The organism is Thalassotalea sp. PP2-459 (assembly GCF_001913705.1).
Classification (GTDB): domain Bacteria; phylum Pseudomonadota; class Gammaproteobacteria; order Enterobacterales; family Alteromonadaceae; genus Thalassotalea_C; species Thalassotalea_C hakodatensis.
The window spans coordinates 60866-84405 of the sequence record NZ_MKQD01000034.1; the positions used below are offsets into that span (position 1 = coordinate 60866).

At 39.6% G+C, this 23540-nt stretch carries 23 protein-coding genes; 17 read left to right on the forward strand and 6 right to left on the reverse strand.

Annotated features, from left to right (window positions below):
- Window positions 1–67 precede the first annotated feature (67 nt).
- From gmk to BI291_RS06585, 11 genes are all read left to right on the forward strand, one after another.
- Window positions 68–697 (forward strand): guanylate kinase, encoded by a 630-nt coding sequence (gmk, locus tag BI291_RS06535; RefSeq protein ID WP_074497351.1) that lies wholly within the window; start codon window positions 68–70, stop codon window positions 695–697.
- Window positions 698–753: 56 nt separating this feature from the next.
- Window positions 754–1035 carry a DNA-directed RNA polymerase subunit omega gene (gene rpoZ / locus BI291_RS06540; RefSeq protein ID WP_074497354.1) on the forward strand — a complete coding sequence of 94 codons (282 nt, stop codon included), beginning with the start codon at window positions 754–756 and terminating at the stop codon, window positions 1033–1035.
- A 207-nt stretch (window positions 1036–1242) separates the two neighbouring features.
- Window positions 1243–3351 carry a bifunctional GTP diphosphokinase/guanosine-3',5'-bis pyrophosphate 3'-pyrophosphohydrolase gene (gene spoT, locus BI291_RS06545; protein ID WP_074497357.1) on the forward strand — a complete coding sequence of 703 codons (2109 nt, stop codon included), beginning with the start codon at window positions 1243–1245 and terminating at the stop codon, window positions 3349–3351.
- Window positions 3352–3391: 40 nt separating this feature from the next.
- Complete coding sequence (locus BI291_RS06550; RefSeq protein WP_074497359.1) at window positions 3392–3784, forward strand: RidA family protein; 393 nt, start codon at window positions 3392–3394, stop codon at window positions 3782–3784.
- Window positions 3785–3814: 30 nt separating this feature from the next.
- Complete coding sequence (gene trmH, locus BI291_RS06555; RefSeq protein WP_074497362.1) at window positions 3815–4522, forward strand: tRNA (guanosine(18)-2'-O)-methyltransferase TrmH; 708 nt, start codon at window positions 3815–3817, stop codon at window positions 4520–4522.
- 20 nt (window positions 4523–4542) lie between these two features.
- Window positions 4543–6642 carry an ATP-dependent DNA helicase RecG gene (gene recG, locus BI291_RS06560; protein WP_074497364.1) on the forward strand — a complete coding sequence of 700 codons (2100 nt, stop codon included), beginning with the start codon at window positions 4543–4545 and terminating at the stop codon, window positions 6640–6642.
- Window positions 6643–6750: 108 nt separating this feature from the next.
- Window positions 6751–7833, forward strand: coding sequence for an acyltransferase (locus BI291_RS06565; protein WP_074497366.1), 1083 nt, complete (start codon window positions 6751–6753; stop codon window positions 7831–7833).
- Window positions 7834–7908: 75 nt separating this feature from the next.
- Window positions 7909–8685 carry a bifunctional demethylmenaquinone methyltransferase/2-methoxy-6-polyprenyl-1,4-benzoquinol methylase UbiE gene (gene ubiE / locus BI291_RS06570; protein ID WP_074497369.1) on the forward strand — a complete coding sequence of 259 codons (777 nt, stop codon included), beginning with the start codon at window positions 7909–7911 and terminating at the stop codon, window positions 8683–8685.
- Window positions 8686–8690: 5 nt separating this feature from the next.
- Window positions 8691–9332 (forward strand): SCP2 domain-containing protein, encoded by a 642-nt coding sequence (locus tag BI291_RS06575; RefSeq protein WP_083601934.1) that lies wholly within the window; start codon window positions 8691–8693, stop codon window positions 9330–9332.
- On the forward strand, window positions 9329–10897 hold the full coding sequence (gene ubiB / locus BI291_RS06580; RefSeq protein ID WP_074497374.1) for a ubiquinone biosynthesis regulatory protein kinase UbiB: 1569 nt from the start codon (window positions 9329–9331) through the stop codon (window positions 10895–10897). Before BI291_RS06575 ends, ubiB begins: the two co-directional genes overlap by 4 nt.
- Window positions 10898–10978: 81 nt before the next feature.
- Window positions 10979–12886: a hypothetical protein gene (locus BI291_RS06585; protein ID WP_074497377.1), complete on the forward strand. Its 1908-nt coding sequence runs from the start codon at window positions 10979–10981 to the stop codon at window positions 12884–12886.
- 67 nt (window positions 12887–12953) lie between these two features.
- On the opposite strand, the gene BI291_RS06590 is transcribed toward BI291_RS06585, so the two are convergent.
- Window positions 12954–14699, reverse strand: coding sequence for a DUF885 family protein (locus BI291_RS06590; RefSeq protein WP_074497381.1), 1746 nt, complete (start codon window positions 14697–14699; stop codon window positions 12954–12956).
- Window positions 14700–14819: 120 nt separating this feature from the next.
- On the opposite strand from BI291_RS06590, the gene BI291_RS06595 reads away from it, so the two are divergent.
- Genes BI291_RS06595 through mutM form a run of 3 tightly spaced genes read left to right on the forward strand, consistent with a single transcriptional unit; the run spans window position 14820 to window position 17052 of the window.
- Complete coding sequence (locus BI291_RS06595) at window positions 14820–15326, forward strand: hypothetical protein (protein ID WP_074497384.1); 507 nt, start codon at window positions 14820–14822, stop codon at window positions 15324–15326.
- Window positions 15313–16218, forward strand: coding sequence for a RimK family alpha-L-glutamate ligase (locus BI291_RS06600; protein WP_254849539.1), 906 nt, complete (start codon window positions 15313–15315; stop codon window positions 16216–16218). The genes BI291_RS06595 and BI291_RS06600 overlap by 14 nt, the downstream gene beginning before the upstream one ends.
- 9 nt (window positions 16219–16227) lie before the next feature.
- Complete coding sequence (gene mutM / locus BI291_RS06605; RefSeq protein WP_074497389.1) at window positions 16228–17052, forward strand: bifunctional DNA-formamidopyrimidine glycosylase/DNA-(apurinic or apyrimidinic site) lyase; 825 nt, start codon at window positions 16228–16230, stop codon at window positions 17050–17052.
- Between the two features lie 5 nt (window positions 17053–17057).
- Here the strand turns inward: mutM and BI291_RS06610 are convergent, their stop codons facing one another.
- Window positions 17058–17498 (reverse strand): DUF6491 family protein, encoded by a 441-nt coding sequence (locus BI291_RS06610; protein WP_074497394.1) that lies wholly within the window; start codon window positions 17496–17498, stop codon window positions 17058–17060.
- Window positions 17499–17521: 23 nt separating this feature from the next.
- A complete protein-coding gene (gene coaD, locus BI291_RS06615) occupies window positions 17522–18007 on the reverse strand; it encodes a pantetheine-phosphate adenylyltransferase (RefSeq protein WP_074497398.1) in 486 nt (161 codons plus the stop codon).
- Window positions 18008–18192: 185 nt separating this feature from the next.
- On the opposite strand from coaD, the gene BI291_RS06620 reads away from it, so the two are divergent.
- Window positions 18193–18855, forward strand: a complete 663-nt coding sequence (locus tag BI291_RS06620) for a TetR/AcrR family transcriptional regulator (protein WP_254849540.1) — start codon at window positions 18193–18195, stop codon at window positions 18853–18855.
- 30 nt (window positions 18856–18885) lie between these two features.
- On the opposite strand, the gene BI291_RS06625 is transcribed toward BI291_RS06620, so the two are convergent.
- Window positions 18886–19650, reverse strand: coding sequence for a 3-deoxy-D-manno-octulosonic acid kinase (locus tag BI291_RS06625; protein ID WP_083601935.1), 765 nt, complete (start codon window positions 19648–19650; stop codon window positions 18886–18888).
- 27 nt (window positions 19651–19677) lie between these two features.
- Between BI291_RS06625 and BI291_RS06630 the strand changes: the two genes are divergently transcribed.
- On the forward strand, window positions 19678–20748 hold the full coding sequence (locus tag BI291_RS06630; RefSeq protein ID WP_074497402.1) for a glycosyltransferase family 9 protein: 1071 nt from the start codon (window positions 19678–19680) through the stop codon (window positions 20746–20748).
- A 3-nt stretch (window positions 20749–20751) separates the two neighbouring features.
- Here the strand turns inward: BI291_RS06630 and waaA are convergent, their stop codons facing one another.
- Window positions 20752–22077 carry a lipid IV(A) 3-deoxy-D-manno-octulosonic acid transferase gene (gene waaA, locus BI291_RS06635; RefSeq protein ID WP_083601936.1) on the reverse strand — a complete coding sequence of 442 codons (1326 nt, stop codon included), beginning with the start codon at window positions 22075–22077 and terminating at the stop codon, window positions 20752–20754.
- A gap of 152 nt (window positions 22078–22229) precedes the next feature.
- Between waaA and BI291_RS06640 the strand changes: the two genes are divergently transcribed.
- Window positions 22230–23039 carry a hypothetical protein gene (locus BI291_RS06640; RefSeq protein WP_175573086.1) on the forward strand — a complete coding sequence of 270 codons (810 nt, stop codon included), beginning with the start codon at window positions 22230–22232 and terminating at the stop codon, window positions 23037–23039.
- A 22-nt stretch (window positions 23040–23061) separates the two neighbouring features.
- Here the strand turns inward: BI291_RS06640 and BI291_RS06645 are convergent, their stop codons facing one another.
- Window positions 23062–23490 carry an Lrp/AsnC family transcriptional regulator gene (locus tag BI291_RS06645; protein ID WP_074497990.1) on the reverse strand — a complete coding sequence of 143 codons (429 nt, stop codon included), beginning with the start codon at window positions 23488–23490 and terminating at the stop codon, window positions 23062–23064.
- Between the last annotated feature and the right edge of the window lie 50 nt (window positions 23491–23540).

Consider the following 23540-nt stretch of genomic DNA (forward strand, 5'->3'; position numbering starts at 1 on the left):
GAATTATTGCCGACAGTCAGTGCTTTCAGGTATAGTTCGGCATTATCGTTATTGAGAAGAGAATTAAATGGCTGCCAAAGGAAATTTATTCATCCTATCTGCGCCAAGTGGTGCTGGAAAATCTAGCTTGATTTCCGCATTGCTAAAGCAAGAAAGTACACGTCCAATGCAAGTATCTGTGTCTCATACCACAAGAACTCCTCGCCCGGGTGAAGTTGACGGTCAGCATTATCACTTTGTTTCTGTTGAAGCATTTAAACATCAAATTACACAAAAGCATTTTTATGAATGGGCAGAAGTATTTGGTAATTATTATGGTACTTCGGCGCTCGCCATTGACGATCAATTAGCGAAAGGAATCGATGTGTTTTTAGATATTGATTGGCAGGGCGCACAGCAAGTACGGATGAAAAAACCCGATGTTACCACCATTTTTATAAGCCCACCGTCAAAAAAAGAGTTAGAAAATCGATTACGTGGTAGAGGGCAAGACAGTGAAGAAATAATCGCGGAGCGAATGGCACAAGCACAATCAGAATGTTCGCATTATCAAGAGTTTGACTACATTATTGTCAACGATGACTTTACGCAGGCATTACAAGATTTAACCACGATTGTCACCAATCAACGCTTAAAACGTAGCCAACAAATCGAAAATTATAAACTTTTATTCACACAGCTATTGGCTAACGATTAAGCATTTAGTAAAATAGTCTGCTATTTTGTAAATTTATTGAATTCTGGAGTGACCAAATGGCTCGCGTAACCGTAGAAGATGCCGTAGAACAAGTTGGTAACCGTTTTGACCTAGTACTTATTGCGACACGTCGTGCTCGTCAAATTGCTACTGGGGGTAAAGAACCTTTGGTTGAATTAGAAAATGACAAGCCAACCGTTTTAGCATTACGTGAAATTGAACAAGGCTTGATCACAACAGATGTGATGGATCAACATGATCGTCATGAAGCTGTGCAACAGGAATCTGTTGAGTTAGCAGCAGTAGCAGCAATTGTTGGTGGCCAAAACCAACAATAAAACTGTTTGAAAAACGTTTAAAACGCGCAATTGTGCTTCCCATGATTGCGCGTTTTTCGTTTCTGTTCGTGGTAATTGCATTGGCAAGCGGGTTAAATCAACGTATTCTAATGTTGAGATGATTAAACGTTTCGCTAGCCTACAATACAAACGATGATCAATCACAAAAACAACGTGTCTTCTAATCTGCATTGAAGGAAGTATTGAGTGTATCTTTTTGAACCACTTAAAGAGTATGTATCGAGCTACTTATCGAAAGTACAAATTGATCTGTTAAAACAGGCATACATCGTGGCACGCGATGCGCATGAAGGACAAATGCGTTCAAGTGGTGAACCCTATATTACCCACCCCGTAGCGGTTGCGCATAATTTAGCAAAAATGCACCTAGATCACGAAACCTTAATGGCAGCACTACTGCATGATGTGATTGAAGATACGCCAGTAACCAAAGACGAATTAGCAGAATTATTTGGTCATACCGTTGCTGAACTTGTTGAAGGGGTGAGCAAGTTAGATAAACTTAAATTTGATAACAAAGAAGAAATGCAGGCGGAAAATTTTCGCAAGATGGTCTTGGCCATGACGCAAGATATTCGCGTTATTTTGATCAAATTGGCTGATCGCACCCATAACATGCGAACACTAGATGCTCTGCGCCCAGACAAACGCCGTAGAATAGCGCGTGAAACGCTTGAAATTTACGCGCCTATTGCTAATCGGCTCGGTATTCATGATATTAAAAACGAATTAGAAGTGTTGGGTTTTGAAGCGTTATACCCAATGCGTGCTCGAGCCCTGAAATCCGAGGTTAAAAAAGCACGCGGTAATCGCAAAGAAATTATTAATAATATTCGTGAAGAAGTCGGGCAACGTCTGGCAGAACACGGCATCAATGCAGAAGTGTCAGGGCGTGAAAAGCATTTGTTTTCTATTTATCGAAAAATGAAAAACAAAGAACTAATGTTTAATGAAGTGATGGACATCTATGCATTTCGCGTCATCGTTGATAACAAACTTGATGAGTGTTACCGTGCGTTAGGTGCCGTGCATAACCTCTTTAAACCAATAGAAAGCCGCTTTAAAGATTATATTGCTATCCCTAAAACGAACGGTTATCAATCATTGCATACTTCACTAGTGGGCCCGCACGGTATACCGGTAGAAATACAAATTCGTACAAAAGATATGGATCAAATGGCAGACAAAGGAGTTGCTGCTCATTGGCTATATAAACAAGACGGTGATGATGGCGGTACAACTGCTCAAATGAAAGCCCGTCGCTGGATGCAGAGCCTATTAGAACTGCAACAAAGTGCTGGCAGTTCCTTCGAATTTATTGAAAATGTAAAAACTGATTTATTCCCAGAAGAAATTTACGTGTTTACCCCGGATGGTCGCATTATTGAGCTCCCGATGGGAGCAACGCCCGTTGATTTTGCCTATGCAGTACATACTGATGTTGGTAATTCTTGTGTTGGGGCTAAAGTCGATCGTAAGCCTTATCCGTTAAGCCAAGCGATTGACTCAGGCCAAACTATTGAAATCGTCACCTCGCCTGCGGCACACCCTAATGCAACATGGTTAAACTTTGTGGTAACAGCTAAGGCGCGTTTACAAATACGCACCTATTTACGTTCACAAGAAAAAAATCATTCACACATGCTCGGTAAACGTTTACTCAGTCATGCATTAGGTAAAGTAAAGCTAGACGATATACCACCAGAAAAAATCCAACAAGTTTTGCAAGAAACTAGTAATAAAAGCTTTGACGACTTATTGATCAATATTGGCTTGGGCAACGCGCTAAGTATCGGTATCGCACGTCGGTTAACCGATGAATTTACTGAAGATAGTGAGTTAAATCCGCCAACCAGTAAAACAAAAATGCCGATTAAAGGCACTGAAGGCATGCTCGTTAATTACGGTAAGTGTTGTCGTCCTATACCGGGTGATAGCATTATGGCTTATTTAAGCCCTGGAAAGGGCTTGATGGTTCACCAAGCAGGTTGTCGAAATATTAAAGGCACGCAAGAGCAGCATTTATTCCCCGTAAGGTGGGACTCAGAAATAGATCGAGACTTTATTGCAAAGTTACGTATTGAAATTATCAACCATCAAGGTGCGTTAGCAAAATTAACCAATGTGGTGGCCAAATGTGACTCTAATGTGCATACCTTGAATTCCGGTGAAAAAGACACCGGTTTATACGTTATCGACTTAGAATTAACCTGTCGAGATCGTATCCATTTAGCGGATATTATTAGAAAAATCAAAGTGATGATAGACGTACAAAAAGTAGTGCGTAATAAATAATCATTTATTAAGGTTTATCTTGAGATAAACAACAAGGACAATTATGAAATCAATTATTCGTACGGAAAATGCACCTAGTGCCATTGGTACTTATAGCCAAGCCGTAAAAATTAAAAATACTGTTTACTTGTCGGGCCAAATACCATTAGTGCCTGAAACCATGGAAGTCGTCGCTGATGATTTCGCCACACAGGCTCATCAAGTGTTTAAGAACTTATCAGCAGTATGTGAAGCTGCCGGCGGCACATTAAATGATATGGTGAAAGTGAATATCTTTTTAATGGATTTATCACAGTTTTCAACCGTTAATGACATTATGTCAGAGTACTTTTCGCAACCATATCCAGCACGTGCTGCCGTGCAAGTTGCCCGTTTGCCAAAAGACGTAGCCATTGAAATTGATGGCGTTTTAGAATTGCCAAACGTTGATTAATAACAGTTTATAACAAGACGTATAAAGAAAATGACACCGGAACGCTTACGCCGAATTAACGCAATGCTGGATATGCGCCAGCCAGATCTTACCGTATGTATGGAAGGGGTGCATAAAACCCATAATCTTGCAGCGGTCGTGAGAACCGCAGATGCTATAGGTATTAGTGATGTACACGCAGTTTGGAAAAATGAACGTATGCGTGTATCAGGTGGTAGTGCTGCGGGTAGCCAACATTGGGTTGATGTGCACAATTATTCAAGCACTAAAGAGGCAATTGTTGAGTTAAAAAAGCAAAACATGCAAGTGTTAGTAACTCATTTGTCAGATACTTCGGTTGATTTTCGTGACATTGATTACACAAAGCCAACGGCGATTATTTTAGGACAAGAAAAGTTTGGCGCATCTGAGCAAGCATTAGCAATGGCCGATCAAGATATTGTTATTCCCATGGTAGGCATGGTGCAATCGTTAAATGTTTCAGTAGCAAATTCAGTCGTGTTGTATGAAGCGCAAAGGCAACGAAAAGCTGCGGGCTTGTATGATACTCCACGAATTGAAGAAGCCCGTCGTCAACGCTTTTTGTTTGAGGGGGGACATCCTATTTTTGCTCAAGCATGTCAACGAAAAGGTTTGCCTTATCCAAACATAGATGAAGAGGGGCAAATTGTTGCGTCAGATGAATGGTGGCAACAAATGCAGATGACCCAAGAAGCGTGGCAACAACTCGACAACTAATTCAGTAAAAAGGATTTTCAATGGCGTCATCCGCAATAGGACTTGGTAACCTCGCTCGTATTGCGGTTTCATCGCTAAAGGGCGTTGGCCCTAGCATGGCGGAAAAACTCGCCAAAATTGGCATTGAGTCAGTGCAAGACTTATTGTTCCACCTACCCAATCGATACGAAGATAGAACACGTATCACGACAATACGCGATTGTTTCCCTGGGATGTTTACTAATATTATTGGTGAAATTACCCATAGCCAAGTGGTGCAGGGCCGTCGACGTATGCTGGTAGTATCGGTAAATGATGGTACAGGCGGTGTGAATTTACGGTTTTTCAACTTTACGGCGGCACAAAAAAATAACTTATCTATTGGCCGTGAAATACGCTGCTACGGTGAAATGACCCGTGGCGGGCGTGGCCTTGAAATTATTCATCCTGAATATAAATTTTTAGAACAAGACAGCGCACCAACACCGGTAGAAGAGACGCTTACGCCGGTATATCCTACAACCGATGGGCTTAGACAAATTACCTTACGTAATTTAACCGACCAAGCCATTGTACGCTTACAGCGCGGTGATATTGAAGACATTGTTCCCGATAGTTTTATCCATGAACCTTACTCGCTCAAACAAGCTTTAAGTTTTATTCACCGGCCAACACCAGATACTTCAGTTATTCAACTTGAAGAAGGTAAACACCCAGCACAATTGCGGCTGATCAAAGAAGAATTACTCGCACATAATTTGAGTATGTTAAAGCTTCGACAGTCGGTAGAGAAATTTCAAGCAGTGCCGTTAACTATTGATAAAACGTTGGAAGATAAGTTTCTAACTACACTGCCATTTTCACCCACTAACGCCCAAGCTCGTGTGGTCAATGAAGCACGAGATGACTTATCAAAGTCTCAGCCTATGATGCGATTAGTGCAAGGTGATGTTGGTTCAGGTAAAACCTTGGTGGCGGCCTTAGCTGCGTTAACTGCCATTGGGCAAGGCTTTCAAGTGGCATTAATGGCGCCAACTGAAATTTTGGCTGAACAACATGCAATTAATTTTCAGAAATGGTTTCAGCCCTTAGATATTGCCGTTAGTTGGTTAGCCGGAAAAACAAAAGCAAAAGCACGCCGTGAAGCATTAGCGCATATTGCTGATGGTAGTGCAAAAATGGTCGTGGGTACGCATGCCTTGTTTCAAGATGACGTGATATTTAATCAGCTCGCGCTGATCATTATTGATGAACAACATCGTTTTGGCGTACACCAACGTTTATCGCTTCGTGAAAAGGGTGCGTTTGATGGTTATTATCCGCATCAATTAATTATGACCGCTACACCGATCCCAAGAACGCTTGCGATGACAGCATATGCTGACTTAGATACGTCAGTCATCGATGAATTACCACCAGGAAGAACACCGATAACAACTGTAGCGTTACCTGATAGCCGACGTGATGATGTAATAGAGCGTATTCATCAAGCATGTATTGGTGAAAACAGACAAGCTTACTGGGTATGTACCTTGATTGAAGAATCAGAAGTACTGCAATGCCAGGCGGCTGAAGATACGGCTATTTATATACAAGAACATTTGCCTGAATTACGCGTTGGTTTAGTGCATGGTCGTATGAAAGCGCAAGAAAAACAAACGGTGATGGAAGCTTTCAAAGCTGGAGACGTTAACTTATTAGTGGCAACAACCGTTATTGAAGTTGGCGTTGATGTACCCAATGCAAGCTTGATGGTGATTGAAAATCCTGAACGCCTAGGTTTAGCGCAACTGCATCAATTAAGAGGACGTGTAGGCCGAGGTTCTGTGGCCTCTCACTGCGTCTTAATGTATAAAAGCCCACTATCAAAAACGGCTACTAAACGATTAGCTGTTTTACGAGAAAGTAACGATGGTTTCGTTATAGCACAAAAAGATTTGGAAATACGTGGTCCTGGTGAACTACTGGGCACAAAACAAACTGGGTTGGCGGATCTGAAAATTGCTGATTTAATGCGTGACGCAGATCTTATTCCTCAAGTGCAGCAACATGCGTATTTACTGTGGCAACAATCGCCTGACAAAGCGATGGCGTTAATCGATCGTTGGCTCGGTAGCCGTGAGCATTATTCTAATGCGTGATAACGATGATTTGCTTTTGTTGTTAATAAACACGAAATAAACTTTGATTTGTATGAAAATAAATTTCACTACAAATCATTTTAATAGCCTTGCAGACGGAAAAATCAAATGGATGTAAATCCCCGTTTTTATGAGATTGACCTTTATCGTTTTTTAGCCGCTATTGGTGTGGTTATTTTTCATTATACCTACACTGCCTTTATGGAAGGTTATGCACCTATCGCTAATTTTCCTGAGTTAAGAGAAGTAACGCGCTACTTTTACATGGGCATTAATTTCTTTTTTGTGATCTCTGGTTTCGTCATCTTTATGAGTGTTGCTGACGGCAGTGTGAGAAAGTTTCTCATTTCACGTTTTGTACGATTATATCCAGCCTATTGGGCTGCACTTATTATGACCAGTATCGCGACAGTATATTTTGGTGGTGAGGTATTTTCTATCAATTGGCCACAGTTCTGGGCCAATGTAACCATGATTAATGAAACAATGGACTATAAGCCAATAGACGGCGCATACTGGACATTGTATATCGAATTAAAGTTCTATCTATTTATGCTGTTTATTCTAGCAACAGGTGTAATGAAGTACTTTCAATCTATTATTGCACTCGTATTAGTCGGCTCGACAGTTGTGTTATTTTTTCCTTGGGCTGTTAATATCAATATGTTTACGGCAATGTTTCCCCATTGGAGTGGTTATTTCGCTGCGGGCTGTATTTTTTATCTCATTCGTCGTGATGGCATTAACTTCTATCGCACTTTACTGTTGGCACTTGCCTATTTTTATATCATTAAACAATCAACATTGTTTGGGGGACTTATGGGGCAATGGTTCAGTATTACTTTTGACTTGGAGGTAATCGTTTGGATTAATAGTGCATTCTTTGCTTTGTTGATGGTGACAGCCTTAGTGAAAGAGAACCCCCTGCGCAAAGCCTGGTGTTACTATTTAGGGGTTTTTACTTATCCTATCTATTTAGTACATCAACATATAGGTTACATGGCGTTTAATTATTTTGGTACTGAGAACAATATTACCTGGTTAGTTGTTTTGACCGTTTTAGTCATGGCAATACTTGCGTGGTTAGTACATCAATTAGTAGAAGTAGAAATAGGAAAGCGCTTGTCTGTGATCTTGAAACGTAAATGGTTAACGAATACAGATAAAGCGGTAGATTGTCAGACAGGGTAATAAATGGGTATTAATTATTACCACAAACTGCGCTAAACTAGCAGCACTTTTATTATTCAACCATTGAACGTTACCATGAGTGAAGAAAAACAACCCGTTGATGAGCAAAATGCTTCATCAACACATTTTGGGTATCAAACCGTAGATACCGAAGTAAAAGAGTCTAAAGTTGCCGGCGTCTTTCACTCTGTTGCACAACAATACGATGTGATGAACGATTTAATGTCATTTGGCATTCATCGATTATGGAAACGATTCACTATTGACGCTAGTGGTGTAAGGCCAGGTAACAACGTACTTGATTTAGCTGGTGGAACAGGTGACTTAACCGCGAAATTTTCAAAACTTGTCGGCCGAGAAGGTCGTGTTATATTGGCTGATATTAACAGCTCCATGCTCAATGTTGGCCGTGATAAATTGCGTGATAAAGGCTTAGTGCAAAATATTGAATATGTACAAGCTAACGCCGAATACTTGCCATTTGAAGACAATACCTTTGACATCATTACTATCGCTTTTGGTTTGCGTAACGTTACTCATAAAGATCGAGCATTACGCTCTATGTACCGTGTGTTAAAACCGGGTGGCCGTTTACTGGTATTAGAGTTTTCAAAACCTGAACATGAGATCATGAATAAAGCATACGATTTTTATTCGTTTAATATATTGCCTAAAATGGGTGAGTTAATTGCGAAAGATGGTGATAGTTATCAATATTTAGCGGAATCGATTCGTATGCATCCCGATCAAGAAACTTTAAAGCAAATGATGGACGCTGCCGGTTTTGAGCAAACCAGTTATAAAAATTTAACCGACGGTATTGTCGCACTACACAAAGGTTTTAAGTTTTAATTCGCATGTCTACTATTATGCATCATCAAATGTTGTGCGGCTTTATTGAAAAAGTGGTTAACGCACTCCTTAGCATGAACTTATCTAGTAACGCATCGCTTGTAGCGCTAGAACAAAAAAACCTTGTGGTCTCGTTAGCTGAGCTTAATTTTCCATTATCGTTAACGGTTAGTGATAAACAACTCCTTGTCACTTGCATTACTGAGCGCAATGATTGTCAAATTGATACGAGCCTTGCAACACTGAAAACACTAAAAGAAGAGCAGCAACTTACCGAGTTAATTAAACAAGATAAATTGAATATTGTTGGTGATGTTAAAGTCGCACAGCAATTTTCTGATGTTTTTCAACAGTTAGACATAGATTGGCAGTCAGAAATAGCAAACTATATAGGTGATGTGCCTACATACAAGTTAGGACGCTTTCATCAATGGCTTTTGGCTAAAGTGACATTTGCTAAACAGCAAGTTTCAGCTGATGCGAGCGAATGGTTATTACATGAAAAGCGTGTGTTAGTGTCAAACGGTGAACTTCAGCAATTCTATGGTCAAATTCAACAGGCTCAGCAAGCGGTTCAACAAATAGAACAACGTATTTCACAACTGGATGATGCGATTAACGCATCACATCAGGAGTCATTGTCTTGAAGAGTACACGACGGTTATATCGAATTACCGCAACGTTTTTCCACTACGGTTTAGATGAATTGATCCCACCGAAGTTGATCCCTTGGTATGTCAAAATAATGCGTTGGTCACTGTTTTGGCTTCGCAATAAGCATACAGAAAAACCAAGAGCTGTTCGGTTTCGATTAGCGATCGAATCGTTAGGCCCCGTGTTTATTAAGTTTGGTCAAATGCTTTCTACCAGACGTGATTTACTACCCGATGACTTTGCAAATGAGTTAGCCTTATTACAAGATCAAGTACCGGCTTTTGATGGCGAATATGCTAGAAAAGTGATTATCAATGCGATAGGCAAAGAGGTATTTGAGCAGTCATTTTCCCACTTTGAAACCCTGCCTTTAGCCTCAGCCTCCATCGCCCAAGTACATACCGCAACATTGTTACAAGATGGTCAACAACAGAATGTGGTGATCAAAGTATTGCGCCCAGGCATAGATAAAATTATCAAAGCTGATGTGAGCATGATGGCGAAGCTGGCTAAGGTTGTGTCAAGGTGGCTGCCTGATGGTAAACGATTAAGACCAACAGAAGTCGTAGCTGAATATAAGAAAACAATTTTAGATGAGCTTGATTTACAACGAGAGTCGGCAAATGCGATTCAATTAAAACGCAATTTTAGTTTAGGAAGAGAAAACGACCATATTCTCTATGTACCTGAGGTTTATAGCCAATTTTGTCATAAAAATGTACTGGTAATGGAGCGTATCTACGGCGTAAGTGTCGGTGAGGTGGAAACGCTTACTGGCCTTGGCGTAGATATGAAACTGTTAGCTGAACGTGGCTTAGACGTATTTTTTACGCAAGTATATCGTGATAGTTTCTTTCACGCTGATATGCATCCGGGTAATGTTTTTGTTGATGCAACCGATCCTGCAAACCCTACTTGGATCGCAATAGATTGTGGCATTGTTGGTACGTTAAACCGTGAAGATAAACGCTATTTGGCAGAGAACTTTGTTGCATTTTTTAATCGAGATTATCGTAAAGTAGCGCAACTACATGTCGATTCAGGGTGGGTGCCGCCACAAACAAGTGTTGATGAATTTGAATTCGCTATACGTACAGTATGTGAGCCTATTTTTAATAAACCATTGGCTGAAATATCATTTGGCCAAGTGTTGGTAAACCTGTTTAATACCGCGCGGCGCTTTAATATGGAAGTGCAGCCTCAGTTGGTGTTATTACAAAAAACCTTGTTATATGTTGAAGGGTTAGGGCGTCAGTTATACCCGCAATTAGACTTATGGCAAACCGCAAAACCCTTCCTTGAAAACTGGGTAAAGGAACAAATGGGCGTTAAAGCGGTTTTTGCCAAAGTGAAAGAAAATTTACCTTTTTGGAATGAAAAACTACCTGAAATGCCTGATTTGGTTTATCAGTATTTAAAAGAGGGTAAACACGCGCAACTACAACAGGTTGAATTGTTAAAGCAAATTAAACAACAACAACGAAAAAGCAATCATATTTTAGTTTATGCAGTTATTGCCAGTAGTCTAATTATCAGCTGCGCCATTGTGTTTGGCTGATAAGCTGACAGGGTTTTCTGAGTAAGGTAAAGTAACGTGCAAAGCGCTGATTAACCACCATCTGTTCTAAGTGATATATACATGCAACATTCTAATAATAAATCATTGCCTATGTTAATTGCTGGCCCAATTTTAAGGCATGTATCTTCTACAGAAATCACGCTTTGGTTGGTAACATCTACACCGTGTTGTTTGTCATTATCGTTATTTACCGAGACTGAACAAGTATTTGAACAACAATTAACGCAAGAGCAACACCAAACGATTGATATTGGTAAGCATGCCTATATACACCTAGTGACGTTAACAGATGTAGCGCTTAAAACTGAACAAAACTATTATTATGACTTTACTTTTCATTATCAAACGCAGAACGAAAAACTCAGTGAAATAGCACCCGCTTTATTATATCAATCGCAGCAATATTGTAGCTTTACTGTACCTGATAAAGTAGAGCGTATGCTACATGGCTCATGCCGTAAACCGCACTTTCCTTCAGATGATGGATTAGCGCAAGTAGACGCGGTGATTGAGCAAACAATTTCAACACCAACAGAACGACCTGCATTACTCATGATGTCAGGTGATCAGGTGTATGCTGATGATGTTGCAGGTCCAATGCTATCGGCAATACATCAGGTCATAGCTTTGCTTGGCTTATATGATGAAACATGGCAAGGGGCAGTGATTAACCACAGTCAGCAACTGTATGACAGTGAGTTCTGTTATTATCATCGTGAACGTTTACTGCCTCATACGCGAGCCAATGAAGCACTTTATGATAAGTTTTTTGCTGCAAGTAAAAAGCCCATTTTTACCTCGGTGAATGCTAAGAATCACTTAGTCACCTTAGCTGAATGTTTTGCGATGTATTTATTGGTTTGGTCGCCGGCAATGTGGCGCTTAGTGGAATTTAATACGCCTGACTTATCAGCTGACGATTTAGCAAAGTTTACCCAAGAACAGCAAATACTCACTGGTTTTCAACAAACATTACCACAAGTGGCTAGGGCACTAGCTCATATTCCAACGTATATGATTTTTGATGATCATGATATTACTGATGATTGGAATTTAACCCGTGGCTGGGAAGAAGCGGCATACGGTCATCCTTTTTCTAAGCGAATTATTGGAAACTCATTAATCGCCTATTGGTTGTGCCAAGGTTGGGGGAATGCACCGAAAAAATTTACCGCGTTAAATAAAGAGGCAAATAAATATTTTGCTCAGGGATACTTACAACTCGACGAACTGGTTGAACGCGTGCTTGATTGGCAAGACTGGCACTATAGTTTACAAACTACACCCAAAATAGTGGTGTTAGATACTCGTACGCAACGTTGGCGTTCAGAAAGCCGCTCTTCTAAACCTTCTGGTTTAATGGATTGGGAGGCTTTGTCAGAAATGCAACAAGAGCTCATTAATGAGCCTCAAGTGATACTCGTGTCAGCAGCACCAATATACGGCGTCAAGATGATTGAAACTATTCAACGTATTTTTACGTTTTTTGGTCAACCGTTAATGGTTGACGCAGAAAACTGGATGGCACATAAAGGCACTGCTAATGTCATGCTAAATATTTTTAGGCATGTTAAAACACCGCCGGAGTTTATTATTTTATCTGGCGATGTACATTATTCGTTTGTTTATGATGTTAGCCATCGTTTTCAGCGTAGCCAATCTAAAATTGTACAAATAACCAGTAGCGGTATTAAGAATAAGTTTCCTGATAAGTTATTAAATGCCTTAGATAGATTAAACCGTGCTTTATATGGACCATATTCGCCGCTTAACTGGTTTACTAAGCGACGGAATATGAAAGTGAGAGTGCGTAAACCAAGTAACAGTAAAAAAGGGCTCACTTTAGTCAATGCGAGTGGCATAGGTGAAATACGATTAACACATGATGAACATATTGTTCAGGTAAATACGTTAACTGCATCAGGAGAAGCGATTCATTTTACCGTTGACAAAGATGAAGCATCGTAACCCTGTTTAAGTTAAGCAACTCTTATGCGAGCATATTCGCCGTAACGAAATATGCTCATCGATATATTTAAGCACTTTGTTTTTGTTGGTTAATCCAGTCTATTGTTAATTCTTCAAGTAGTGCCATTGGCAAGCTACCATTTTTTAACAGTTGGTCATGGAAAGCGCGAATGTCGAATTTATCACCAAGTGTTTGCTCTGCTAATGCACGTAATTCACGGATTTTTATTTCACCAATTTTGTAAGCGAGAGCTTGAGCTGGCCAGCTAATATAACGATCAATTTGGGCGATTACATCTGCCATACTTAATGCCGTATTCTCAGCTAAATAATCGATGGCTTGTTGTCTGCTCCAGCCTTTGGCATGCATACCTGTATCAACTACTAATCGACAAGCACGCCATGCTTCATAGGTTAAACGGCCAAAATCGCTGTATGGGTCTTGGTAAAAGCCTATTTCTTTACCAAGTCGTTCTGAATATAATCCCCAACCTTCACCATAAGCCGCATGATAGAGGGTTTTACGAAACTCAGGCATATCAACTTCTTGTGCAATGGCACTTTGTAAATGATGTCCTGGCTCAGCTTCATGAAAGGTCAACGCTTCAAGTGTGTAAAGTGGCTGACTTTTTAAATCTTTAGTGTCAATAAAGTAAGTGCCAGACGTTGTGCCACTACCATCTGAAGCAACATAATAAGCTCCGCCGTTTGGTGCTGGCTTAATATCAAACGTTTGACGTGGTAGCACCGAAAACCATTTTGGCAGTTGAGCCGCCATTTTACGGGTGATATAACTGGCTTTTTCGATTAAATCTCGTTCTGTATCAGTATAAAATTTTTCGTCTGTTCTTAAATAGGCAATAAAGTCTTTGAAGTTGCCATCAAAACCCACTTGCGAAATAATTGTCTCCATTTCACCACGAATACGTTTAACTTCATCTAAGCCAAGTTGATGAATATCATCCGCTTTCATGTTAGTTGTGGTATAAAACTCAATTAAATATTGATAGTAATCTTTACCCCCAGGTAAATCGCTAATACCGACGGTTTTACGACAGTTTGCCATGTATTTTTTAATAAAAAATTGATGGAATTTCTTATATTCAGGGATGACTTTTTCAGTAATGAGTTGACTGGTTTTTTTGGTAAAATAAGCCTTGTCTTGTGCTGAAAATGAAGCAGGCATGTTCGTTATTGGCCCATAAAAAACACTGTCTTTCGCTTGCTCAACAACATGTTTACTGATCGATTGGTCATAACCTTCAAAAGATTGGCAATAATGCACGTGACCTTGCTTAATTGCTTGGGTGAGAGTGTTAATATGTTCTTGATTGTAACGTGGAAAATCAGCAAGGCTAATTAAATACTGTTGATAATCTTCCTTGGTTAAGAACGACATGTTTGCTGGCGCACCTGCGAAATAACTGTGGAACCCTGAGTAATAATTTAACGGATAAAAATGATCAAGTTGTTGATAACTTTTGGCTTCTGTTTGGCGTTCATACTCAAAGAGTCGATAGGTCACTTGCTCGTCAGAAGTTAAGGCGTCTTGGTCAATTTTAGCTAAACGTTTCAGCAATTGTGCGTTATATTTTTCACGGCGATCTCTGCCCGCTTTCGACATTTCAGGCAATTTGCCATTCATGCGGAATGCGTCAGGGTCTTTTCTGAAGAAAATTTGTTCTTGGTTTGCTGTTTTCCAATGATCGTTGAGTAGTTGCGTAAAGGATTGAGAGGCAGTTTGTGCTGTTGCCGTGACACTTATGCCAAAGGCGATTACACTTGCAACAACAAGCTTATTTTTATTATTCATCTTATTATCCTGATTAATAGGTATCACGATTTATTATAAAGCATAAAATACCTAGGTATAATAAGCAGTATTCATTGGCGATAACAACTTAAAGTTTGCAAGTTTATATAAAGGAGCATTATGCTTAAATTATCTCGTGCAGGTTGGAACAACGTCATTATTTTTGGGGTTTTGGCTTTTATTTTATTAATTAATGCCACCCATGAAAATGTCTTTACAGACGAGCAAGCGCTACAAAAAGATGACAGCTTTTTCCCAAACTCTGCGGTTATCTTAACCATGTCGTTAAATCAACAAGTCACCATCGAGCGTATAGGAAAAACATGGCGTGCTACTCCTGCGGTCATTGAGGGACAAGCGTTGGCGCAAATGATGCGCTCATGGCAGCAATTGTCAGTCGAGCCCACTACCCCCAATAATAATGTTGATCCGCAATTATCGTTATTAGTGAGTATCGAGATATCAGGTCAAGATGAAGCAATAAACTTACGATTAAACGCACAAACTGATCAGTTGCTCATTTATCATCAACAAAAAGAACGTTGGTATGTATTACCCTTAGCGATGTATGATCAGCTTGTTCCACAAGAAATTTTCGGGTCAAAGTTATTAAATGATAATGCGTAAATGTGCTTTTTTATCCATGGATTCGTTAGATGACTTTGAGTCTTACGATCACCTCGTTGAACCCCATTTGAATGCTTTAGGCTGGCAATTGGATACCATTTCATGGCGAAAAAAACAGGTGAATTGGTCAGACTATGAAGCAGTGATCATTAGAACGCCGTGGGATTACCAGCAAGACGAACAAGCTTTTTTAAACGTGCTAGCTGAAATAGAGCAATCGAGCGCACATTTAGAGAACCCGTTAGAGATTGTGCGTTGGAATATTGATAAAATTTATTTGCAATCGTTAGAACTGCTCGGTGCAACCTTAGTGCCTACGTTGTGGCATTCACGATTAGCAGAACAATCTTTAACAGAACAAATGGTTGATGATTTTTTTGCACATTTTTCCTGCGCGCAATTGATTATTAAACCGAGAATTAGTGCTAATGCGGATAATACCTTTTGGCTCGATAGAGATTCCGCAAAAGCGCGGTTAATTCAACTAAATAAAACCTTCAGTAATCGTGACTTTATGGTGCAGCCTTTTATGGAGCATATTTTAAATGAAGGTGAATATTCATTATTTTATTTTAACGGGCAATATAGTCACGCCATTTTAAAAACACCAAAAGAGCATGATTTTCGTGTTCAGGAAGAATTTGGCAGTCGGTTAACACAAATAACCCCTGAGCCAGCGTTGCTTAAAGCGGCACAAACGTGCATGGCTGCTATAGATAAGCTGCATGTTATGCCCTTGTATGCTCGTGTCGATTTTGTTCGTCATCAGCACGGGTTTGCATTAATGGAAGCAGAACTTATCGAACCCTCTTTATATTTTAATATGGATCAACAGGCCGCAAAACGTTTCGCTGATGCGTTTGTTGAACGTATGCACCAGTTAACCTTATAAGAAGTTACTATGCCTGAATTACCCGAAGTAGAAGTATGTCGTTTAGGGATCAGCCCACATATTGATGGTCAAACCGTGAAAAAGGTGACTGTTCGTCATAAACAGCTGCGCTGGCCGATCCCCGAAGAAGTATTATTGCTCAACGGGTTAACTGTATTGGCGGTTAATCGACGGTCTAAATATTTATTAATAGAATTTACTACAGGAACCTTAGTATTACACCTGGGAATGTCAGGAACCATACGTGTTATTGATGAACATACTCCTGTGGCAAAACATGATCACTTCGACCTAGCTTTTACACATGGCAAGGTATTACGATTAAATGATCCAAGGCGGTTTGGCGCGGTATTATGGTTGGCTGATCATCAGGATGAACAAGGGCTTTTTACTCGTTTAGGGCCAGAGCCCTTAAGTGATGCGTTTGCATCGGGGTATTTATTCGAAAAAGCAAAAAACAAACGAGTGGCAATAAAATCATTTTTAATGAATAACCATGTTGTTGTGGGTGTGGGGAACATTTATGCCAATGAAGCGTTGTTTTTAGCAGGTATATCGCCGCTGACAATCGCAGGTGATATTAGCGAGCAACATTATGACCGATTAACTGATATCATCAAGCAGGTACTCGCAGCAGCCATTGAGCAAGGTGGTACCACGCTCAAAGACTTTACCCAAGCTGACGGAAGACCGGGCTATTTTGCGCAAAAATTGTTGGTTTATGGCCGAAGCGGTAAGCCTTGCGTAAATTGCCAAACGCCTTTACATGAAGTCAGGCAATCTAATCGCAGCTCGGTATTTTGTCCTCAATGCCAGCCAGTAGTGAGCGTATAATCAGTTTACTGGTTAGAGGTTTCTTCTTCCGGTGGGTTTTTTATCGCAAATATTACATCTTCTTGTTCTGATGTGATCGGGTAAATTTTTTCAATGCGACAATTTAATGCTGGTTGCCCCGGTATTCCTATAGAATCAAATTTTGCGTGCAGTGAAGAGTCCATTGAGCGCTCTAATTTGATGGTATGTGCCCAACGAATATCTGAACAATAACCTAATAACTCTATTAAGTATTTACGTTTTGGCGATGAAGTTAATACAAGAAACTCATCAGAAATACTATTCCAACCATGAAAACGAAATGATGTAACGCGATCAACAGCGGTCATGTCATTAGCCGTAATATAGTGGCGTATATCGGTATTCATCTGTGTTAGATTGGTTGAACGATTGGCACAAGCAGTGATTACTGTTAATAACAAAAGAATGACACTGTGCTTAAACATATAAATTCTCCTTTAGGGAATCGTTAATTGTTCAATAATTTAGTTTCTAGGGCTTTTTTTACAGCAGGGTGAACAAATTCGCTTACATCACCTTGATGAATGGCGACTTCTTTAACCAGTGATGAAGATATAAATGAATTTTCTTCCGCGGGTGTAAGAAAAATACTTTCAAGTTCAGGTGAAAGTCGTCGATTCATATTGGCTAATTGAAATTCGTATTCAAAATCAGACACTGCACGCAAACCCCGGATTAATACGGTAGCTTGGTGTTCTTTTGCAAAGTTAACCAATAAACCCGTAAAGCCGACAACGGTAACATTGCTAAGGTGTTGCGTAACCTCTTGTATTAACTCAACGCGTTGCGATAAATCAAACATCGGTTGTTTGCTAGGGCTTGCAGCTACGCCTACAGTAACTGACGCAAATAATTTGCTCGCGCGTTCAATAAGATCAACGTGACCATTAGTGACAGGGTCAAATGTACCTGGGTAAATTGCTTTAACGTTCATAAAAATTCTGATTTTTCAAAGGTAATGTTTATTTTAGTCAGCAATTACATGGAAGACAACACAGGCTTATGCATTATCTGTCTTGACTATGACAAGTACAACTTAAAGTATTTACTCGAATATCTTTACCTCGAGTAATTTTTGATAGTATGATGTTAAAATTGAGCAATTAACAAAGCAATCTAATGAGCATGAAAACCCGTGATAAAATAATTCAAGCCAGTATCGAGTTATTTAATGAGCAAGGAGAGCGAAACGTAACCACCAACCATATTGCTGCTCATTTAGGTATTAGTCCAGGTAATCTTTATTATCATTTTCGCAATAAAGAAGACATTATTTTGTCGATTTATGAAGAATATGCTCGTAACTTGCTTCTTGAAACCTTTCCACAAGTCAACCCGAATACTAAGCCGCTTGATACTATTATTTTATATATGGATGCCGTATTTCAGGCGTTAATGAAGTTTCGCTTCTTTTATGCAAACCTACCGGTACTTTTGGCAAAAAGTCCACAGCTTCATGAAAAGTATGTAGAAGTTCAACATACCATTTCGCAACGGTTAAGCGAGATGCTTATCGCGTTACGTGATGCTGATATGATGACTTTTGCCGATGATGAATTGGCTGATATTGTTAGTATTTTACGTTTGATAAATACCTTTTGGTTAAGTTTTTATCAAACGCAAAATGAAAACACTGAAATAAATGATTCTGTATTTTTAGATGGTGTTTTAAAAATATTAGTCATGATCAGGCCGTATATTACAGAATCAGCGATGAATGACTTTTTAACGGCTAAAGCTATGTATCAGAAACGACATAGAGATGCGTTAGCGGTAGCTTAACACGTGAAGTTACCGCTATATTTAGATTTATTACGCTAAATAGCCGGTTAATAGCGCCTTCCAGAATTCATTCTGCCAATTAAAACTGCTGTTTAATTGTTTTTCTTTATTGAATGATCTGAGTAAACGATTCATATTTGCTTGCTGCCATTTGCGCTCTGGCGTTCTTTGTTCACCGCGGTCAAAATCGATTAACCAAATTTTATCGTTGTTATCGATTAAGATGTTGTGTGCGTTTAAGTCATGATGATAAATACCATGATGATGAAACTGTCTGAGGCAGCTGCCAATCTTTTGCCATTGCAGATGGCTTATTGCTTCGCACTTCAATATTGCAACTAAGTCTTTTGCTTGTGCTATGCGTTCTGTCAAGATGTCTGCTTGGTAAAGCAACCCATGCTTTTTGACCTGGATGGCGACTGGTCTAGGAGCAGGTAATGATAATGCTTGCAGTTTTTTCAGTAATGAAAATTCACGTGCCGCACGGGTATTTTGATGACCAGTAAAGAAATAGCTGTCATGAATTAGCTTGCCAATTAAACCACCACGATAATAGTGTTTTAATACCCACTGATCTTTATGATGTTGCACAAAATATGTTGTACCTCTACCTTGTGCTGTGCCAATTACAGCGTTTTGCTCTTGCCAATAGCTTGGAGTAAGCATTGTAGGGGAGAAAGTCTCAATTTTATTTGCATCGTACAGGCAAAAAATATTACCTTGCTGGAAAGGTTTTTCATCACAGGGTTTTACAATTGTGGAAGGGTTCAAGATAATAGCGCCTAATATAAACATTCTATCTACTATTGTGGTGATTCCTTTATGCCGGGTCAATTAGCAGCACCAAAAACTTTATGTATTTTACGTCTTTCAGCGATCGGTGATGCTTGCCATGCTGTTGCGATGGTTCAACAAATCCAAAAGCAGTATCCAGATATTAAGATCACATGGGTCATTGGCAAAGTTGAGGCAATGTTACTTGATAAATTACCAGGCGTAGAGTTTGTTGTTTTTGATAAATCAGCAGGATTGAGTGGCTATCGTCAGCTTTCACAGGCATTTAAAGGACGAAAATTTGATGTGCTTTTACATATGCAAGTAGCATTAAGAGCCAGTCTTGCTAGTTTATGTATTCCGGCAACAACTAAAATAGGTTTTGACCGCCAGCGCGCGAAAGAAGGGCAGTGGTTATTTACAAATAAACGTGTTGAGCCGCTTGAACAACCACATGTGTTAGATGGTTTTTTAGGTTTTGCTCAAGCAATAGGGGTAAATGTTGAAAAACCGACGTGGAACATGCCGCTTAGCGACGAAGATTTATTATGGGTAAGTGAAAAAATAGCGACGGATAAACCCATTGCGGTGATTTCACCTGCAGCCAGTAAAGTAGAACGAAATTGGCATGTTGAAGGTTATAGTAAAACGGCAGATCATTTATCAGCATTAGGTTTTCAAGTGGTGTTATGTGGCGGGCCTACTACGGTTGAAACGTTATTGGCACAACAAATAGAAAGTCAAAGCCAACACACGCTATGTAATTTGGTAGGGCAAACCACATTAACACAATTGTTATCCGTTTTAAAATTAGCACATTTAGTGATCGCGCCAGATACTGGTCCAGCTCATATGGCGGTTACTGTTGGCACACCTGTGATAGGGCTTTACGCACACTCTAACCCACATCGAACAGGGCCTTATTATTATCAGCATTATGTTGTTAGCTGTTATCAGCATAATGTACAGCAACAATATGGCAAACCTTTAGCAAAACTACCTTGGGGTATTCGAGCAAAAGGTAAGTTATTAATGAATGGTATTTCGGTGGCACAAGTAAAAGATAAAATTAGACAATTAATCGCTGATCATTACCCAGAAATGGTAGGAAGTGAATAGCGATCAACAGACTCTAGATTTACTGTTATTAAGTAGGGTAAGTATCGCTTGTTGAGTTTTACAACTCGCCCCTTGATTCTGTTTAACCACGCTTAATGCCGCCTTACCCATGTGTTGGCATTGCTCGGCGTTATTTAGCAGCGAGATAGTCTTCTCTGCTAATTGTTGACTGATGATTTCTACAGATGAGCCAGCATTATATTCAAGTTGACATAAACCACTAGCGCTGAGTAATTGTTGGGTAACCTCTTTAAAATTAGCCATGTCATGGCCGACAATAATTGGCTTTTCAAATAATGCAGGCTCTAAAGGATTGTGCCCACCAATATTACTAAAGCTTCCCCCCATTGTAACGATATTGGCGAAAGCACAGCAGGGTAATAGTTCACCAAGCGTATCAATCAACCAGATATCATGATGTTGTGTTACCGACATTTTTTCGCTGCGAGAAACTAACTGCCAGCGATGATCGAGACAGCTTTGTTTCACCATCGAGAATCGTTCAGGGTGTCTCGGAACTAAAATCATTAACAAGTTGGGTAACGCTTTTTTAATTCTTGTGAAGGCAGCAAGTATAATTTCTTCATCACCAGGATGTGTACTGGCTACTAGCCATACCGGCCGTTCATTTTCAATATACTGATTAAGCTCATTCGTTTTAGCGGTTGTTTCTTCAGTTATACTGATGTCGTACTTTAAGTTTCCGGTAATAACGGTGTTGTCGGCTTTACTGCCTAAGGTAATGAAGTTCTCTTGATTGTCAGCGCTTTGCGTTAATATTTGTTCAAAGTTTTGTAGGCTGGGCTTTATTAGCCATGAAAGCTTACGATAACCGTTCATTGAATTGTCAGATAATCGACCATTAATTAATAATAGTGGGATAGATCGATTAGCACACTGAGCGATGACGTTCGGCCATAGTTCGGTTTCCATCAAAATGAGTGCAGCTGGCTTGAGCTTGTTTAAAAATAACGTACTACAAGGCCAAAGATCTAATGGAAAGTAACAATGTTGTACGCTCTCACCAAATATTTTACTAACCTGGGCAGAGCCTGTGGGAGTAAATGTTGTTAAGGTGATTTGAGGGCAGTTAGCTTGTGCAATTAATTGTTGTACTAACGGTTTTAAGGCGATTACTTCACCCACACTCGCGGCATGGATCACAATCGTATTTTGTTTAAAGTTTTTTGGTACCCAGCCTAAGCGCTCAAATAATCGTTGGCGGTAGGCAACGTTATCACGTGAACGTATCAACAGCGCTAGTAAAAGCAAGGGTGACAATAATAAAAAAATAATACGGTAAAGTAATAAGCTCAAAAAAGTACGCACAATTCTTTAAATATTTTGCAATAAAGTACTCAGTATACTGGAAATGTTGTCGTTAAATAATCTGTGTTTGGTAGTTTAGTGAGAAAAAATAAGATAATCTGTTAAATAAGCATAAAGAAAAGGGGATGACAGTGCGTTTAATCAAGGTGTCTATGCAGTATTTAAAAGCAATGTGCCGGTATTGCGTTATATTCTCTTTAGTCTTAAGTGTATTTTCCGTGAATGCTTGGCAAAGTGAAGAATTGTTAGCCACTGAAACTTCTGAAAATGAAATCCCAATGCATCAAGTGACGATCACCGCGAATGATGGTTTTGAACTGGTCGCGCAATATTATCCCGGAAAATCTGATGCTTCAGGCGTATTGTTATTACATGATTGTCACCACGAGAGTAAAAGTTATCAAACATTACTAACGACCTTATCTTCATTAGGTTTACATGCACTTGCCGTTGATTTTCGCGGTTATGGGAAAAGCACGTCTGAAAAATTTTCTCACGCAACCATAAGAAGTAGCACTAAAGATTTTGCTACCTACCAATTAGAAGTGGCGCGATTAACTGCATTTTGGCCAAGTGATGTATTAGCAGCGCATCAATTTTTACGGGAAAGATTAAATAATAATGCCGAAATGGCAGTGGTATCTTCCGGCTGTTCTGCGGTACAAGCGATTGAGTTAGCGGAAAAAATGCGAATAAATGCTTTTGTTATGATTACGCCAGAATTAACGTACATGCAGAAAGAAAGCTTTAAAAATTTGATCGACATGCCTATATATTTTCTCAGCTCAGTGTATCACGCGAATACTTTTTTAACCGTTAAAGAGCTTTTTGATTGGAATGGTGATTCTCGTTCCCTGTCGCAAGTATTTAAAGGCGCAAAGCATGGTGACTCATTATTAAATGGTCGTCGTTTTATCATCAAAAATGTAGCATCATGGTTAGAAGATACACTTGATCATTAACCGATGAAAACTCTTTGTCGGGTTAACGTTCAAAGATAGTATCTAAAATAATTGAAGAATTTGTTCTTTCAACGCCATCCAATGCACAAACAATATTTAACGTATCACTGAGCTTTTCAAGTGTTGCTGCTTGTACCGTTACCAATAAATCAAATTCACCACTGATGGAATAAATGTGGCTGATTTGATGCATTTTTCGCAAGGTAATACTGATGTTCTTACGTAAATTGGGGTGTACTTTCAGCGACACATTGGCCGAAATCATTTTATTGTTGTATTCACTGCCTAACACAATGCTATAGGCTTTAATAATACCGTTGTTTTCTAGCTTATTGATGCGATTTTGAACCGCTGTGCGTGAAACGCCTGTTGCCCTGGCAATATCAGAAACACTCGCCCGTGCATTACAGCGTAAAATTGATAAAAGCTCTTCATCTTTTTCTGATAACACCATTTCAGCCTTCAATTTAACTCATATATACCCACCATGTTACATATTGA

Excerpts from the sequence above, each read along its gene's own strand:
- gmk (WP_074497351.1), top strand. The coding sequence starts at position 68 with ATGGCTGCCAAAGGAAATTTATTCATCCTATCTGCGCCAAGTGGTGCT.
- rpoZ (WP_074497354.1), top strand. The coding sequence starts at position 754 with ATGGCTCGCGTAACCGTAGAAGATGCCGTAGAACAAGTTGGTAACCGT.
- trmH (WP_074497362.1), top strand. The coding sequence starts at position 3,815 with ATGACACCGGAACGCTTACGCCGAATTAACGCAATGCTGGATATGCGC.
- recG (WP_074497364.1), top strand. The coding sequence starts at position 4,543 with ATGGCGTCATCCGCAATAGGACTTGGTAACCTCGCTCGTATTGCGGTT.
- BI291_RS06565 (WP_074497366.1), top strand. The coding sequence starts at position 6,751 with ATGGATGTAAATCCCCGTTTTTATGAGATTGACCTTTATCGTTTTTTA.
- ubiE (WP_074497369.1), top strand. The coding sequence starts at position 7,909 with ATGAGTGAAGAAAAACAACCCGTTGATGAGCAAAATGCTTCATCAACA.
- BI291_RS06575 (WP_083601934.1), top strand. The coding sequence starts at position 8,691 with ATGTCTACTATTATGCATCATCAAATGTTGTGCGGCTTTATTGAAAAA.
- BI291_RS06585 (WP_074497377.1), top strand. The coding sequence starts at position 10,979 with ATGCAACATTCTAATAATAAATCATTGCCTATGTTAATTGCTGGCCCA.
- BI291_RS06590 (WP_074497381.1), bottom strand. The coding sequence starts at position 14,699 with ATGAATAATAAAAATAAGCTTGTTGTTGCAAGTGTAATCGCCTTTGGC.
- BI291_RS06595 (WP_074497384.1), top strand. The coding sequence starts at position 14,820 with ATGCTTAAATTATCTCGTGCAGGTTGGAACAACGTCATTATTTTTGGG.
- BI291_RS06600 (WP_254849539.1), top strand. The coding sequence starts at position 15,313 with ATGATAATGCGTAAATGTGCTTTTTTATCCATGGATTCGTTAGATGAC.
- mutM (WP_074497389.1), top strand. The coding sequence starts at position 16,228 with ATGCCTGAATTACCCGAAGTAGAAGTATGTCGTTTAGGGATCAGCCCA.
- BI291_RS06610 (WP_074497394.1), bottom strand. The coding sequence starts at position 17,498 with ATGTTTAAGCACAGTGTCATTCTTTTGTTATTAACAGTAATCACTGCT.
- coaD (WP_074497398.1), bottom strand. The coding sequence starts at position 18,007 with ATGAACGTTAAAGCAATTTACCCAGGTACATTTGACCCTGTCACTAAT.
- BI291_RS06620 (WP_254849540.1), top strand. The coding sequence starts at position 18,193 with ATGAGCATGAAAACCCGTGATAAAATAATTCAAGCCAGTATCGAGTTA.
- BI291_RS06625 (WP_083601935.1), bottom strand. The coding sequence starts at position 19,650 with ATGTTTATATTAGGCGCTATTATCTTGAACCCTTCCACAATTGTAAAA.
- BI291_RS06630 (WP_074497402.1), top strand. The coding sequence starts at position 19,678 with ATGCCGGGTCAATTAGCAGCACCAAAAACTTTATGTATTTTACGTCTT.
- BI291_RS06640 (WP_175573086.1), top strand. The coding sequence starts at position 22,230 with ATGCAGTATTTAAAAGCAATGTGCCGGTATTGCGTTATATTCTCTTTA.